This window comes from Bradyrhizobium sp. GW821-FHT12B03, assembly GCF_058807535.1.
The window spans coordinates 275,068-291,310 of sequence record NZ_JBXAQU010000009.1; the positions used below are offsets into that span (position 1 = coordinate 275,068).

Annotated in this window: 13 protein-coding genes; 12 read left to right on the forward strand and 1 reads right to left on the reverse strand. The window is 65.9% G+C overall.

From position 1 onward, the window contains the following. Positions 1-12 precede the first annotated feature (12 nt). The 6 genes from AC1RUR_RS19730 (at position 13) to AC1RUR_RS19755 (ending at position 6,346) form a co-directional block, all read left to right on the forward strand. Complete coding sequence (locus AC1RUR_RS19730; protein WP_492846942.1) at positions 13-984, forward strand: aliphatic sulfonate ABC transporter substrate-binding protein; 972 nt, start codon at positions 13-15, stop codon at positions 982-984. Positions 985-1,061: 77 nt separating this feature from the next. Next, positions 1,062-1,907: an ABC transporter permease gene (locus AC1RUR_RS19735; RefSeq protein ID WP_492846944.1), complete on the forward strand. Its 846-nt coding sequence runs from the start codon at positions 1,062-1,064 to the stop codon at positions 1,905-1,907. 17 nt (positions 1,908-1,924) lie between these two features. Further along, a complete protein-coding gene (locus AC1RUR_RS19740) occupies positions 1,925-2,710 on the forward strand; it encodes an ABC transporter ATP-binding protein (RefSeq protein ID WP_492846946.1) in 786 nt (261 codons plus the stop codon). A 55-nt stretch (positions 2,711-2,765) separates the two neighbouring features. Continuing rightward, a complete protein-coding gene (locus tag AC1RUR_RS19745; RefSeq protein ID WP_027542149.1) occupies positions 2,766-3,275 on the forward strand; it encodes an OsmC family protein in 510 nt (169 codons plus the stop codon). A gap of 176 nt (positions 3,276-3,451) precedes the next feature. Next, a complete protein-coding gene (locus AC1RUR_RS19750; protein WP_492846948.1) occupies positions 3,452-4,279 on the forward strand; it encodes a hypothetical protein in 828 nt (275 codons plus the stop codon). A 390-nt stretch (positions 4,280-4,669) separates the two neighbouring features. Beyond that, positions 4,670-6,346 (forward strand): methyl-accepting chemotaxis protein, encoded by a 1,677-nt coding sequence (locus AC1RUR_RS19755; RefSeq protein ID WP_492846950.1) that lies wholly within the window; start codon positions 4,670-4,672, stop codon positions 6,344-6,346. Positions 6,347-6,494: 148 nt separating this feature from the next. Here AC1RUR_RS19755 and mutS read toward each other — a convergent pair whose 3' ends face one another. After that, positions 6,495-9,233, reverse strand: coding sequence for a DNA mismatch repair protein MutS (gene mutS / locus AC1RUR_RS19760; RefSeq protein WP_492846952.1), 2,739 nt, complete (start codon positions 9,231-9,233; stop codon positions 6,495-6,497). A 216-nt stretch (positions 9,234-9,449) separates the two neighbouring features. On the opposite strand from mutS, the gene pcaF reads away from it, so the two are divergent. The 6 genes from pcaF (at position 9,450) to AC1RUR_RS19790 (ending at position 16,129) form a co-directional block, all read left to right on the forward strand. Then, on the forward strand, positions 9,450-10,658 hold the full coding sequence (gene pcaF / locus AC1RUR_RS19765; protein WP_492846954.1) for a 3-oxoadipyl-CoA thiolase: 1,209 nt from the start codon (positions 9,450-9,452) through the stop codon (positions 10,656-10,658). A gap of 55 nt (positions 10,659-10,713) precedes the next feature. After that, entirely contained in the window at positions 10,714-11,607 is an 894-nt protein-coding gene (locus AC1RUR_RS19770; protein ID WP_492846956.1) for a dioxygenase family protein, read from the forward strand. Positions 11,608-11,726: 119 nt separating this feature from the next. Beyond that, positions 11,727-12,428 (forward strand): protocatechuate 3,4-dioxygenase subunit beta, encoded by a 702-nt coding sequence (gene pcaH / locus AC1RUR_RS19775; RefSeq protein WP_492846958.1) that lies wholly within the window; start codon positions 11,727-11,729, stop codon positions 12,426-12,428. Then, complete coding sequence (gene pcaG / locus AC1RUR_RS19780) at positions 12,429-13,031, forward strand: protocatechuate 3,4-dioxygenase subunit alpha (protein ID WP_492846960.1); 603 nt, start codon at positions 12,429-12,431, stop codon at positions 13,029-13,031. It abuts the gene before it with no gap. A 264-nt stretch (positions 13,032-13,295) separates the two neighbouring features. Continuing rightward, entirely contained in the window at positions 13,296-14,987 is a 1,692-nt protein-coding gene (locus AC1RUR_RS19785) for a methyl-accepting chemotaxis protein (protein WP_492846962.1), read from the forward strand. A gap of 77 nt (positions 14,988-15,064) precedes the next feature. Beyond that, positions 15,065-16,129, forward strand: coding sequence for a phosphotransferase (locus AC1RUR_RS19790; RefSeq protein ID WP_492846974.1), 1,065 nt, complete (start codon positions 15,065-15,067; stop codon positions 16,127-16,129). Positions 16,130-16,243: the final 114 nt, after the last annotated feature.

Genomic DNA, 16,243 nt, shown 5'->3' on the forward strand with positions numbered 1-16,243 from the left:
AGGAGGCCGGGCATGACCAAGATGACACGACGCATTCTGTTGGCGGGAGCGATGGTGCTCGCCATGACCCCCGCGGCACGGGCGGCCGATCCGCTCAAGGAAATCCGCATCGACTGGGCGACCTACAATCCGGTGTCGCTGGTGCTGAAGCAGAAGGGGCTGCTGGAGAAGGAGTTCGCCAAGGACGGCATCACCATCACCTGGGTGCAATCGGCCGGCTCCAACAAGGCGCTCGAATTCCTCAATGCCGGCTCGATCGATTTCGGCTCGACCGCGGGCTCGGCGGCGCTGGTGGCGAAGATCAACGGCAACCCGATCAAGTCGATCTACGTCTATTCGCGTCCCGAGTGGACCGCGCTTGTCACGGGCAAGGATTCCAAGATCGCAAGCGTTGCCGACCTCAAGGGCAAGCGCGTCGCGGTGACGCGCGGCACCGATCCGCACATCTTCCTGGTGCGGGCGCTGCTTGGTGCCGGCCTGACTGAGAAGGACATCACGCCGGTGCTGCTGCAGCATGCCGACGGCAAGACCGCGCTGGTCCGCGGCGATGTCGATGCCTGGGCCGGCCTCGATCCGATGATGGCGCAGGCCGAGGTCGAGGAGGGCGCAAGACTGTTCTATCGCAAGGCCGACGCCAACACCTGGGGCATCCTCAATGTGCGCGAGCAGTTCTTGAAGGACTATCCGGACGCGGCCCGCCGCGTGCTCGCGGGGTATGAGGAGGCGCGCAAATATTCGCTGGCGAATTACGATGATCTCAAGAAGACCTTCATTGCCGTGACGAAGCTGCCCGAGGCCGTCGTCGACAAGCAGCTCAAGGAGCGCACCGAGCTCACCCACAGCCGCATCGGCGCGCCGCAACGCGAATCGATCCTCGCCGCCGGTCTGGCGTTGCAGCAGGCCGGTGTCGTCGACGCCAAGGTCGACGTCAAGGCGACGCTGGATGCCCTGATCGACGACCAGGTTCCGCTGCCGACGAATTAAGGTCTCTTACCCTCCCCCTCCAGGGGAGGGTAAGAGGTGCCCTTGCAATCTCACACAAGACGCGCTTCCTGCCGGCCATGATCTCCGACGCGCCAGCCCTGCAACAATCTTCGGGACCAGCCGAAGTCGCCGCCGCGCCTTCGCGCATCGCGTGTTACGCGCGGCCGTTGCTGGGTGTGCTGCTGCCGCTGATCCTCGCGCTCGGCTGGGAGCTCGTGGTGTGGTCTGGCTGGTCCAACGGCCGGCTGGTGCCGCCACCTTCGCGGGTCTTTGCCACCATCGCGGATCTCGCCCGTTCCGGCGAACTGGTCCGCCACATCGCCGCGACGCTATGGCGCGTCGGCCTCGGCTTCGCGTTCGGAGTGGTCGCGGGCACGCTGCTCGGCGCCATCTCCGGCTATTGGTCGCTGGCGCGGCGGCTGCTCGATCCGACCGTGCAGGCGCTGCGCGCGATCCCCTCGCTGGCCTGGGTGCCGCTGTTCATTCTCTGGCTCGGCATCTTCGAGACGTCGAAGATCGCGCTGATCGCGGTCGGCGTGTTCTTCCCGGTCTATCTCGGCGTGATGGGCGCGATCCTCATCGTCGATCGCAAGATCGTCGAGGTCGGCCGCACCTTCCGCCTGTCCGGCCCGGCGATGATCCGCCGCATCCTGCTGCCCGCGGTGCTGCCGGCCTATGTCGTCTCCTTGCGCGTTGGCCTGGGTCTCGGCTGGATGTTCGTGGTGGCGGCCGAACTGATCGGCGCTTCCGAAGGCCTCGGCTATCTCCTGCTCGACGGCCAGCAACTCGGCAAGCCCGCGCAGATCCTCGCCGCCATCGTGATCTTCGCCGTCCTCGGCAAGCTCACGGACTGGCTGATCGAGGTTGCGGCCGCGCCGTTCCTGCGCTGGCAGGACGCCTTCGGGCGCGCCAAAGAAACTTGACGAGGGAGCGTAACGCGATGCTGGCGCTCGACCGGGTCAGCAAGACCTATCCCAACGGCGTTGAGGCGCTGGCGCGTTTCTCGGCCGAGATCAGGCAGGGTGAGATCATCGCCATCATCGGCGGCTCCGGCTGCGGCAAGTCCACGCTGCTGCGCGCCATCGCCGGCCTCGACCGCGCCAGCGCCGGCACGGTGACGCTCGACGACGAGGCGATCGCCTCGCCGCATGCCAAGATCGGCATCATCTTCCAGGAGCCGCGGCTTCTGCCCTGGCTCAGCGTCGCCGACAATATCGGCTTCGGCCTTGCCGATCTGCCCGCCGCCGAGCGGTGCGAGAAGGTGGCGCGCGCGCTCGCGCGCGTCGGCCTCGCCGACAAGGCACAGGCCTGGCCGCGCGAGCTCTCCGGCGGGCAGGCGCAGCGCGTCGCGATCGCACGCGCGCTGGTGCCGCAGCCCGAAGTGCTGCTGCTCGACGAGCCATTTTCCGCGCTCGATGCTTTCACCCGCCGCGACCTTCAGGATCATCTGCTCGATCTCTGGGCCGACACGCGCCCGACCTTGATCCTCGTCACACATGACGTCGACGAGGCCGTGGTGCTGGCCGACCGCGTGCTGGTGATGCGGCCGCGGCCCGGCCGGCTGTTCGACCAGATCGAGATCAACCTCGGCCGGCCGCGCGACCGCAATTCGCCGCTGTTCGAGAACTTCAAGCGCAGTGTGCTGACGTCACTCGACCGTTCGCTCGATCGCAGCGTGCCCGACCGTGACGCAACCCAGGGTCCCGGTCAGGCCATGTGGTGGTGACAATCTCTCCTCAAGCCGGTACATCGAAGGGCGATTTTTCCGGGAGAGAACGAAGATGGACGCTGCCCAACTGCGCCAGATGCAGGCCCCGATCAAGGAACGCTACAAGACCGATCCCAAGACCGCGCTGATCACGTTGAAGGCGAAGGGCTCGACCGACAGCGACGGCATCGCCTGCAAGGTCGAGACCGGCCGCGCCATCGCGCTTGCCGGCCTGCATCCGGCCACCGGCGGCTCCGGCCTCGAACTCTGCTCCGGCGACATGCTGCTTGAGGCGCTGGTCGCCTGTGCGGGCGTCACGCTGAAATCGGTCGCGACCGCGATCGAGGTGCCGCTCAAGACCGGCAACGTCTATGCCGAGGGCGACCTCGACTTCCGCGGCACGCTCGGCGTCGACAAGGAGACCCCGGTCGGTTTCGCCGAGATCCGTCTGCGCTTCGAGGTCGACACGCCTGCGCCGCAGGACAAGCTCGATCTCCTGCTCAAGCTCACCGAGCGCTATTGCGTGGTCTACCAGACCATCAAGAACGGCCCGAAGGTTTCGGTGTCGATGCAAAGGATGTGACTCTCTTACCCTCCCCTGGAGGGGGAGGGTCGATCGCGCGTAGCGCGAGCGGGGTGGGGTGATCTCTCCACTCGGGCAGCGTTTCCGTGGAGAGACTGTCACCCCACCCCGTCTCATATTTCGCTGCGCTCCATAAGAGCCGACCCTCCCCCTCCAGGGGAGGGTAAGAAGAAAAAATGTCCCCCGACCTGCACTTCATCCTCTTCCTCCTCTTGCGCATGGCGATCGCGGCGGCGTTCGTCGTGACGGCCTCGATCATCACCGAACGCTCGGGCCCCGTGATCGGCGCGCTGATCGCAACCCTGCCGGTGTCGGCCGGCCCGTCCTACGCCTTCCTTGCGCTCGACCATGACGCCGCCTTCATCGCACAGGGCACGCTGGCGAGCCTGCCGGTGAATGCCGCGACCATCTTCATGTGCCTCACCTATGTCGTGCTGTCGCAGCGGCACAATCTCGTGGTCAGTTGCGGCAGCGCCTTCGCGGTCTGGATCGCGATGGCTTCCATCATCCGCCAGTTCGACTGGTCGCTCACCGCAGGGCTTGCCGCCAATTTGGTCGCGTTCGGCATCTGCATTCCGCTGCTGGCAGGCTATCGCCACGTCAAGATGCCGCTGGTGACGCGCCGCTGGTATGACGTGCCGATGCGCGCCGCTCTGGTCGCAATGCTCGTCGCCATCGTGGTTTCGACCTCTGGCTGGGTCGGCCCCCGCATCAGCGGCATCATCGCGCTGTATCCGGTGGTGTTCTCCAGCATCATGGTGATCCTGCATCCGCGCATCGGCGGTCCGGCGACGGCCGCCCTGCTGGCCAATTCCGCCTGGGGCCTGCTCGGATTCGGCATGGCGATTGCCGTCATGCACGTCGGGGTGACGCAGTTCGGTTCCGCCATAGGCTTGAGCCTTGCACTCGGTACCTGCGTCACCTGGAACCTGACGCTGTGGGGGATCGGCCGGCGTGCGACGCACAAGGCGGCACGGCAGGAGCTGCGAGACCAAATGCCGTGAGACTACGGACGAGCGCGACATCGCGTCGCAAAAAGATCTGTCGAGGTGTCGTTTCAGGCCGATGACGAGCGCCGCGCCTTCTCAAGCCTTTGAATGAGAAGCATCATTTAAAGCCGCGCACTCGCCAATGACGAATTTCGACGCCGGGAAGGATTGCGCGAATGCTGCAGTTTTCCGACAGTTCTATTAGAACTTTGTTCGAGCTTTTCCCTTACGAATTAAATTGCACACCCGCTTCCGATACCGTCTGCGCCCAGTTTTGGGCCCGACGCCAAGCGATCGGACCTGCGGGAACCGCCGATTGGAATGCGGCATGCTGCTGTGCGATCACATCCCCTTGTTCCGACGGGCGCGTTCCCATCGGTGTTATTTCGAGATGGAGATTCTTTGATGTTTGGTCGCAACTCCCGCAGTGACTCGGACGCACAGCTCGCCGCCATCGGTCGTTCGCAGGCCGTGATCGAGTTTGCGATGGATGGCACGATTCTGGCGGCCAACCAAAACTTCCTGAAGGCGCTCGGCTACTCCCTCGACGAGATCAAGGGGAAGAAGCACGCCATGTTCGTGCCGGCCGATCAGCGCGACGGTGCCGACTACAAGGCATTCTGGGCCCAGCTCAATCGCGGCGAGCCCCAGGCCGCCGAGTTCAAGCGGATCGCGAAAGGCGGCCGCGAGGTCTGGATCGAGGCGTCCTACAATCCGGTGCTCGACGGTGCCGGCAAGCCGGTCAAGGTCGTGAAGATCGCAACCGACATCACCGCGAAGAAGATTCGCGGCATGACCGAGGCGTCCAAGATCGCCGCCATCAGCCGCGCCCAGGCCGTGATCGAGTTCAAGCTCGACGGCACCATCGTCACGGCCAACGAGAATTTCTGCAAGGCGCTCGGCTATTCGCTGGCCGAGATCGAGGGCAAGCATCACAGCCTGTTCGTGGCCCAGTCCGAGCGTGACGGCACGGCCTATCGTGAGTTCTGGGCCGCGCTCAACCGCGGCGAATACCAGGCCGGCGAATACAAGCGCATCGGCAAGGGCGGCCGCGAGGTCTGGATCCTCGCCTCCTATAATCCCCTGCTGGACGAGAACGGCAAGCCGTTTGGCGTTGCCAAGTTCGCCACCGACATCACCGCACAGAAGCTGAAGAACGCCGATCTCGCCGGCCAGCTCGCGGCGATCGACAAGGCGCAGGCGGTGATCGAGTTCAACATGGACGGCACGATCATCACCGCGAACGCCAACTTCCTCGGCGCGCTCGGCTACGGGCTGGCCGAGATCAAGGGCCATCATCACAGCATGTTCGTCGAGCCGTCGGAGCGCGAGGGCGCCGCCTATCGCGAGTTCTGGGCGGCCCTCAACCGCGGCCAGTATCAGGCGGCCGAATACAAGCGCATCGGCAAGGGCGGCAAGGAGGTCTACATTCAGGCTTCCTACAATCCGATCCTCGATCTCAACGGCAAGCCGTTCAAGGTCGTGAAATATGCGACCGACGTCACCAGGCAGGTGCTGGTCCGCATGGGCAACGAGCGCGTCCGCGGCATGATGGAATCGGTCGCTGCCGGTTCGGAGGAGTTGAATGCCTCGGTGCGGGAGATTTCCGAGGCTATGACCAAATCGCGCGAGACCGCGATGAGCGCGGTGGATCAGGTCGCCGCCGCCGACGCCCAGGCGCAGCGCCTCACCGAGGCCGCGCAGGCGATGAGCGGCATCGTCGAGATGATCAACAGCATCACCGGGCAGATCAATTTGCTGGCGCTCAACGCCACGATCGAATCCGCCCGTGCCGGCGAAGCCGGCCGCGGCTTCGCGGTGGTCGCCTCCGAAGTGAAGAGCCTGGCCAACCAGGCCAAGCAGGCCACCGACAAGATCGGTGCGGAGATCGGCAGCCTCAACGGCATCTCCGGCGACGTCGTTACCGCCCTGGCCTCGATCAAGCAGGCGATCCACAGCGTCAGCGAATACGTGACATCGACCGCCGCCGCCGTCGAGGAGCAGAGCACGGTGACGAACGAGATGTCGAACAGCATGCAGCGCGCGGCCGCGGAAGCGGCGGCGATCGCAGCAAGGGCGTAGGGCAGAATCGTAGGGTGGCCAAAGGCGCGCGCACCTCGCGCGCCGTGCCTACCATCCATCGGCGAATTTGTCGTTGCAGGGCGGGCACGCTTCCGCCTTCGCTCTTCGAGCTACGGCGGACAAGTCGCTTTGCCCACCCTGCAGACCGTCACTGCTTCGGCAGCCTGGCCTTCAACGCATACAGCGCATCGAGCGCCTCGCGCGGGGACATCTCGTCGGGGTGCAGCGCCTTCACGGCGTCCATCAGCAGTTCGGCCTCGCTCGGGGGCGCGGCCTCCGCGGCGGCGCGCGAGGGCACGGCGAACAGCGGCAGGTCGTCGACCAGCGCCCGTGCGGTCTGGCCGCGGTCTTGCGCCTCCAGCTTGGAGAGTACGGATTTGGCGCGCGTGATCACGGCCGGCGGCAGGCCGGCGAGCTTGGCGACCTGGATGCCGTAGGAGCGGTCGGCCGAGCCGGGCAGCACTTCGTGCAGGAACACGACATTGCCCTGCCATTCCTTCACGCGCACCGTGGCGTTGAACATCCGCGGCAGCTTGGCCGAGAGTGCGGTGAGCTCGTGATAATGCGTGGCGAACAGCGTGCGGCAGCGGTTGCTTTCATGCAGGTGCTCGATCGCGGCCCAGGCGATCGAGAGGCCGTCGAAGGTGGCCGTGCCACGGCCGATCTCGTCGAGGATCACGAGCGCGCGCTCGCCGGCCTGGTTCAGGATCGCCGCAGTCTCGACCATCTCCACCATGAACGTCGAACGGCCGCGGGCAAGATCGTCGGCAGCGCCGACGCGCGAGAACAGGCGGTCGATGATGCCGATCCGCGCGCGCGTCGCCGGCACGAAGCTGCCGATTTGAGCCAGCAATGCAATGAGCGCGTTCTGGCGCAGGAAGGTCGACTTGCCGGCCATGTTGGGGCCGGTGAGCAGCCAGAGCTGGCCGGACTTTTGCGCGGGGCCTGGCGAGAGGTCGCAGGCATTCGCAATGAACGGCTCGCCGTTGCGCTTCAAGGCCTGCTCGACCACGGGGTGACGGCCTGCCTCGATGGCGAAGCCGAGCGACGAATCCACCTCCGGCCGCACGTAGTTCTCGTCGACGGCGAGCTCTGCCAGCGACGTCGCAACATCGAGCAGCGCAAAACCCTGCGCCGCGCCGCGCAAATCGTCGCTGATCTCGAGCGCCCTGGCGCAGAGCCGCTCGAAGATCTCGAGCTCGAGTCCGAGCGCGCGGTCGCCGGCATTGGCGATCTTGGCTTCGATCTCGCCGAGCTCGGACGTGGTGAAGCGCACCTGGCCCGCCAGCGTCTGGCGGTGGATGAAGGTCGCGTTCAGCGGCGCCGACATCAGCTTGTCGCCGTGCTGCGCGGTGACCTCGACGAAATAGCCGAGCACGTTGTTGTGGCGGATCTTGAGGCCCTTCACGCCGGTGTCGTCGGCGTAGCGGGCCTGCATCGAGGCGACGACGAGACGCGAGGCGTCGCGCAGGCTTCGCGTTTCGTCCAGCGCAGGCTCGTAGCCCTGGCGGACGAATCCACCGTCGCGCTTGATCAGCGGCAATTGCTCGTCGAGTGCCGTCGCGAACTCGGCAGCGAGCTCGCGCGACGGACGCTTCAGCGCCGCCATCACGGCGGAGATTTCCTGCGGCGGCTGGTCGAGCTCGCCGAGCCGCGCCAGCACCTGGTCGGCGGCGATGATGCCGTCGCGCAGGCCGGCGAGGTCGCGCGGTCCGCCACGGCCGACTGAGAGACGGGCCAAAGCGCGCGACATGTCAGGCGCGCCGCGCAGGATGCTGCGGATGTCTTCGCGCGCGGCAGAATCGGCAACGAAGGCGCTGACCGCGTCGAGCCGCCGGGCGATCGCCGGCGCATCCGTCAGCGGCGCCGCCAGACGCTGCGCCAGCAGGCGAGAGCCCGCCGAAGTCACGGTGCAGTCGATCGCATCGAGCAGCGAGCCACGTCGCTCTCCCGCGAGCGTCCGCGTCAGCTCGAGATTGGCCCGGGTGGCCGGATCGATCGCCATGGTCGCGCCCGATGCTTCGCGCGCGGGCGGCGACAGCGGCGGATGCTTGCCGACCTGGGTGCGGTCGACATAGGTGACGGCGGCGGCCGCAGCGGTGGCTTCGAGTCGGGTCAGCTGCGCCAACCCGTCCATGGTCGCGACCGCGAAATAATCGCACAGCCGCTTCTCGGCGGTGGCACCGTCGAAGACGTCGCGGGTCACCGGTGTCACCGCCGGCAGTTCGCGCAAGGTCTGGCTCAGTTCATTGTCGCTGTAGAGCGCGTCGGTGACGATGGCTTCGTTCGGGTTGATGCGCGCCAGCGTCGCCGCAAGCTCGCCGCCGGAGCATTCCAGCACGGTGAATTCGGCAGTCGAGATGTCGATCCAGGCGAGGCCAAACCGGTCGCCGCCGCCGGACGAGCGGGCGCGCGCGATCGCCAGCAGATAATTGTTGGCGCGCGCATCGAGCAGCGTGTCCTCGGTGAGCGTGCCCGGCGTGACCAGCCGCACCACGCCGCGCCGCACCACGCTCTTGTTGCCGCGCGCTTTCGCCGCGGCGGGATCCTCGGTCTGCTCGCACACGGCCACTCGGTGGCCGGCGCTGATCAGGCGGTGGAGATAGTCCTCGGAGCGCTCGACCGGGACGCCGCACATCGGGATGTCGGCGCCCTGATGCTTGCCGCGCTTGGTCAGCACGATGCCGAGCGTCCTGGAGGCGATCTCGGCGTCCTCGAAGAACAGCTCGTAAAAGTCGCCCATCCGGTAGAACAGCAGCAGGCCCTGATGCGCCGCCTTGATCTCAAGGTACTGTTCCATCATCGGCGTGACGCGGGCGGCGGCTTCCGCCTGCGGCGCGGGCGCTTCGTCAGGGGGCGGTACGGGTATCGGCTGTTGCATCGTCATGGGCGCCGCAACCTACAAAATTTCATCCCTTGCTCCTATCGCTTTGGCCGGCGAGGGGAGGTTTTCCACGTTGTCCGCAGCGCGGCATGCGTGGCGGACGGCAGGCCTCTGCAAATCGCACGCGAAACCGTCAATTGACCTGCCGCGGGCGCCCTCCTAAAACTCCGCCGACATTGAAGAATTTGGGCCGGATCGCGGCATTCAGGGAGAACAACGATGCGTGACGTCTTTATCTGCGATGCCGTGCGGACCCCGATCGGCCGTTTTGGCGGTGCGCTCGCCAAGGTGCGTGCCGACGATCTGGCCGCAGCCCCGATCAAGGCGTTGATGGCAAAACACCCCAATCTCGACTGGGCGCAGGTGGATGAAGTCTTCTTCGGCTGCGCCAACCAGGCCGGCGAGGACAACCGCAACGTCGCGCGCATGGCGCTGTTGCTCGCGGGCCTCCCGGACTCGGTTCCCGGCCAGACGCTGAACCGGCTCTGCGCGTCCGGCCTCGACGCGGTCGGTGCCGCGGGCCGCGCCATCCGTTCCGGCGAGATCGAGCTCGCCATTGCCGGCGGCGTCGAATCCATGACCCGCGCGCCCTTCGTGATGGGCAAGGCGCAGGAAGCCTTCTCCCGCTCGGCCGAGATCTTCGACACCACCATCGGCTGGCGCTTCATCAATCCGCTGCTCAAGGCGCAGTACGGCGTCGACGCGATGCCGGAGACTGGCGAGAACGTCGCCGAGGAATTCCAGGTCTCGCGCGCCGATCAGGATGCCTTCGCGATCCGCTCGCAGCAGCGCGCCGGCGCCGCGATTGCGGCCGGCTATTTCGCCGAAGAAATCACGCCGATCACCATTCCCGGCGGCAAGGCCGGCCCCATCATTGTCGACAAGGACGAGCATCCGCGCCCCGAGACCACGCTGGAGGGCCTCGCCAAGCTGAAGCCGATCGTGCGCAATCCCGGCACGGTCACCGCCGGCAACGCCTCCGGCGTCAACGACGGCGCCGCCGCGATGATCCTGGCGTCTGAAGCCGCCGTGAAGAAGCACGGCCTGACGCCGCGCGCGCGCATCCTCGGCCTTGCCTCGGCCGGCGTGCCGCCGCGCATCATGGGCATCGGCCCGGTGCCTGCGACCCGCAAGCTGATGGAGCGGCTCGGCAAGAAGATCAGCGATTTCGACCTGATCGAGCTCAATGAGGCCTTCGCCTCGCAGGGCATCGCCTGCATGCGCCAGCTCGGCGTCGCCGACGATGCCGATTTCGTCAATCCGCATGGCGGCGCCATCGCGCTCGGCCATCCTCTCGGCATGAGCGGTGCGCGCCTCGCGCTCACCGCCGTGCACGGCATGGAGAAGCGCGGTGGCAAGCTCGCGCTCGCCACCATGTGCGTCGGCGTCGGTCAGGGCGTCGCCGTTGCGATCGAGAAGCTGAACTGAGCTCTCTCCTCTTCCTCTCCCCGCTCGCGGGGAGAGGGCCTTCAAGGGTCGTTCCATGATCATCGAGCGCGAGCAGGACGTCACGGCCGCGGCATTGGCGGTGATGGAGCGGACATCCGATCCGCGGCTGCGCCAGATCATGGTCTCCCTGGTCAAGCACCTGCATGCCTTCGTCCGCGATGTCCGCTTGACCGAAAAGGAATTCCGCGACGCCACCGCGATCGTGGCCGAGCTCGGCAAGCTGACGACCGACACGCACAACGAGGTCGTGCTGATGGCGGGCTCGCTCGGCGTCTCGCCGCTGGTGTGCCTGCTCAACAACGGCGATCAGGGAAATACCGAAACCGATCAGTCGCTGCTCGGACCGTTCTGGCGGTTGAACTCGCCGCGGGTCGAGAATGGCGGATCGATCGTGCGCTCGGAGACGCCGGGGGCGCCGCTGTTCGTCAGCGGCCATGTCGTCGACAAGGACGGCCGTCCTGTCGCAGGCGCAGAGGTCGATGTCTGGCACGCCTCGCCGGTCGGCCTGTACGAGAACCAGGACCCTGATCAGGCCGACATGAACCTGCGCGGCAAGTTCACGACCGATCAGGATGGACGCTTCGCCTTCCGTTCGGTGATGATGGTCGGCTATCCCATTCCGACCAACGGTGTGGTCGGCCGCCTGCTGAAGGCGCAGGGCCGGCACCCCTATCGTCCCGCGCATCTGCACGCCCTGATTTACAAGCCCGGATTCAAGGTGCTGATCTCGCAGGTCTACGACCCCGCCGATCCGCATATCGACAGCGACGTGCAGTTCGGCGTGACGCAGGCACTGATCGGCAAGTTCCTGCGCCATGATGCGCCGCATCCGACCGCGGGCGACGTCGCGACCCCCTGGTATTCGCTCGACCACACCTACCGGCTCGAGGCCGGGGAGGCCGTGCTGCCGCGTCCGCCGATCAAATAGGGCGCGCCTGCCGGGCGCAGGAAGTCTGCCAAACCCGCTTCCCCAAATTAGTTATATCCTATAATGATTGGCGGAAGCGTTGACCGGCCGGACCAAAATGGCCGGGGAGGAGTTCGCCAATGACCTTCATCTATCCCGTCGACAGCAACAAGGCGCATCCGCTGCCGCTGTCGCCCGACTACAGGAGCTCGATCAAGCGCGCGCCGAACAGGCCGTTGATCCCGATGCGTCACACGCTGTCGGAATTGACCGGCCCGGTCTATGGCCACGAGACCGTGCGCGAGGGCGACAACGACCTCACCACCCAGCATAAGGGCGAGCCGATCGGCGAGCGCATCATCGTGCACGGCCATGTGCGCGACGAGGACGGCCGCGGCGTGCCCAATTCGCTGGTCGAGATCTGGCAGGCCAATTCCTGCGGCCGCTACGTCCATGTCCGCGACCAGCATCCGGCACCGCTCGATCCGAATTTTACCGGTGCGGGCCGCACCGTGAGCGATGCCTCCGGCTATTATCGCTTCGTCACCATCAAGCCCGGCGCCTATCCCTGGGGCAATCACCACAATGCCTGGCGTCCCGCGCACATCCATCTCTCGGTGTTCGGCCATTCCTTCGTCACGCGCCTCGTGACGCAGATGTACTTCCCGGCCGATCCGCTGTTCCCGTTCGATCCGATCTTCAACTCGGTGCCGGACGAGAACGCGCGGGCGCGGATGGTCTCGTCGTTCGATCTCGACAACACCCAGCCCGAATGGGCGCTGTGCTACCGCTTTGACATCGTGCTGCGCGGCAAGAACGCCACGCCAATGGAGAACCATTAAGTGCAGGACAATGTGAAGGACAACGGGATCACGCCATCGCAGACGGTCGGTCCGTTCTTCAAATACGGGCTGACGCCGACCGGCGACTACGCGTGGAACGACGCGTTCACCAACTCGACGCTGACGCCCGACGTCACCGGTGACCGTGTCCGCATCGAGGGCCGCGTGTTCGACGGCGACGGCATCGCCGTGCCAGATTGCATGCTGGAGATCTGGCAGGCGGATGCGCAAGGCCGCTTCGCCGATCCGCAGGACAAGCGCGCGCTGCCCAACGCCAGCTTCCGCGGCTTCGCCCGCTGCGGCACCGACAAGGACGGCAATTATTCCTTCGACACCGTCAAGCCGGGCGTGGTGCCCGATCCCGACGGCAAGCCGCAGGCGCCGCATATCCTTCTTGCGGTGTTCGGCCGCGGCATGCTGCGGCATCTCTACACCCGGATCTATTTCAGCGACGAGGCCGGCAACGTAGCCGATCCGGTGCTGGCGCTGGTGCCTGCCGATCGCCGCGCCACGCTGATTGCGACGCGCGAATCCGGCAAGGCCGTCTATCGCCTCGATCTGCGTTTGCAGGGCAACGACGAGACGGTGTTCTTCGACGTCTGAAGCGCGGACATGCCGGCGAGATCGAGTCGCCGGCCTGGCTTTCTCAATTCGCGCATCGACAGCCGACTTTGCGTCGATCACGGGCGTGACACGATCGATCTTCCCTCCTTTGCGTCAGTTTTACTGACGCAAAACCGATCATCCGCTGCACAAATCCCGTAGTTTTGCGGAGCAATTCCTCCGGCGATTTCTTCGCCGTGAAATTCCGTATTTACCGCACCCCGGTAGTGTCGGTGCAGTTGTGGCGCCGCCCGGGATCATTTCATGAAAATTCGCCTGTCGTTGTCCTCCGCGATCATCGCGTTCGGGATCGTGCTCGCCATCGGCTTTACCGCGATCGTCTCCACCAGCCTCTATACACTGCGCGAACTCAAGGTCGGCGGCCCCCTCTATTCCGACATCAAGCTCGGCAACGACCTCATCGCGGACATCCTGCCGCCGCCGGAATATGTCATCGAGGCCTATCTCGAAGCGACCCTCGCCATGCGCGAGCCGGACCAGCTGGCGGCCCATGGCGAGCGCCTGGTCCAGCTTCGCAAGGATTACGACGAGCGCAAGGCATTCTGGGTCGCCTCGAGCCTCTCGGCCGACCTGAAGACGGCGCTGGTGTCGAAGTCCGATGCCGAGGTGCAGAAGTTCTGGAAAGTCCTGTCCGACCAGTTGCTGCCGGCCCTCAAGACCAAGGAGACGGCCGCGGCCGAACGCGCCTATGCGCAGCTCAAGGATGCCTACACCGCGCATCGCGCCGTCATCGACAGCATCGTCGAGAACGCCAACAAGCACAATGCCGACATGGAGAAGCTGGCCGCGGACCGCGACAGCTCGATGCTCTATATCCTCGTCGGCGTGACCGCCGCCGTCCTTGCCTTCATTGCCGCTGGCCTGCTCGGCGTCGCCCTCGGCGTGGTGCGGCCGATCGTGCGCATGACGGATACGATGCAGAAGCTCGCGACCGGCGATCTCGCCGCCGACATCCCCTTCGCGCACCGCCAGGACGAGGTTGGGTCGATGGCGGGGGCCGTGCTCGTGTTCAAGCAGGCGGCCGTCGAGAATTCCCGGCTGCGCGAGGAGCAGTTGCAGAAGGATCAGGAAGCGGCGCTCGCCAAGCGCTCCGCGCTGCACCAGATGGCCGAGACCGTCGAGCGCGAGACCGGGCGCTCGGTCGACACCGCGAGCGCGGCGAGCCAGGGCGTCGAGCGGGTGGTCTCCAGCCTGTCGGAGATCGCGCGATCGCTGTCTTCGGAGTCACAGGCGGTGGCCGCGGCCTCCACCCAGGCGCTCGGCAGCTCACAGACCGTTTCGGCCGCAGCCGAAGAACTGAGCGCCTCGATCCGCGAGATCGCGGGCCAGGTCGCGCGGACCAGCACGGTCACCAGATCGGCGGTTGCCGGCCGCGAGCAGGCGCGTTCGACCATCCAGGCGCTGGCGGGATCGGTGAAGAAGATCGCCGAGGTCTCCGACCTCATCGGCGGCATCGCCGGCCAGACCAACCTGCTGGCGCTCAACGCCACGATCGAGGCGGCGCGTGCCGGCGAGGCCGGCCGCGGCTTCGCGGTGGTCGCCGCCGAGGTGAAATCGCTCTCCGACCAGACCGCCAAGTCCACCGAGGAGATCGGGCGACTGATCGCCGAGATCCAGGCCTCGACGCAAGCCGCGGTCGACGCCGTCGAGACCATGGGAGGCCACATCGTCGAGATTGACGGCGTGGCAACCTCGGTTGCCACGGCGATGGAACAGCAGGATGCCGCGACACGGGAGATCGCACGGTCGATCTCCGAATCGGCCTCGGCCGCAAAGGACGTCTCGACCAAGATCGCCAATGTCAGCCGCGACGCCGGTTCGGTGAACGAGCGCGCCGCGGAAGTCAGGCAGGCGATCGCCGGCATGGCGGCCAATCTCGAACAGCTGCGGTCGGTCGTGGTCCGGACCGTGCGCGACTCCACCGCTGCGGCTTGAAGCCGGGTGCCAGCTCTGCCGCTGGTGCCTCGGGTCATGATCGTGCAGTATGGCGCGGGGGCAGGGGCATCGTGGTCATGACACCTCCACAACTGCCGGCGGTCGTTGAGCCCGCCCAACTGACGGCCGCGCTCCGCAAGGGCGGCGTGCTGGACGCTGGCGCCGTCCGCGAGGTGAAGGTGCTGCATCAGCACCCGGCCCTGGTGTCGCACGTCATCCGCCTCGGGCTGCGCTATGTCGGAGAATCCGCCGGGGCCCCGCACTCCGTCATCCTCAAGATGCCGCATCCGGCCTACGCCAAGTCGCTGGCCAATTCTGGTCGGCAGGAAGTGGCCTTCTACACCCGCCTTGCGCCAAATATGCCGTCGCAGATCGTTCCGCGCTGCTACGATGGACATTACGATGACGAGAGCCAGGCTTGGCATCTCCTGCTCGAGGATCTCACCGACAGCCATGAGGTTGCGGCTGACTGGCCGTTGCCGCCCTCGCGCGATCAGGCGATGGCGATCGTAACGGCGCTGGCCCGCTGGCATGCATGCTGGTGGGACCATCCGGGTCTCGGCGAAACCGTCGGTACCTGGTTGAGCGCCGATGACACTGCGAGCCTAATGGAAACGTTGGCCGGTCATTACGACCGCTTTGCCGATTTGCTTGGTGATCGCCTCAGTGAGGAGCGACGTATCCTCTACCGACGCTTCATCGAGAAAGCGGAGCAGCTGTTGCAGCGCTACCATTCGCATCGCCACGTAACCATCGCGCACGGCGATGCCCATACCTGGAATTTCCTGTTGCCGCGCGCGGGCGTCGCGGACGCCGTGCGCATCTTCGATTTCGATCAGTGGCGCATCAACGTTCCTACCCACGACCTCGCCTATATGATGGCGACGCAATGGTATCCAGAGCGCAGGCGGGCGCTCGAACGTCCACTGCTCAACCGTTACTACGAGATGCTGATCGCGCACGGTGTCACCGGATACACGCGCGGCACACTCGACCAAGACTATCGTCGGTCGGTGCTGTGGCACATCACCAAGCCCGTCTGGCAGTGGAGCGTCAACATCCCGCCGGTGATCTGGTGGAACAATCTGGAGCGGGTGATGATGGCGGTCGAGGATTTGGGCTGCGAGGAGTTATTGGGGTAGCGCGGCGCGCTACATAATCAGCGTCGTCCCGGCCTGCGCCCTAGGGCATGCACATATCTCTAAGGCTCCATCCGGCTGAGAGGGCATGGAAGTATTGGAGACCATTGCTGAAGG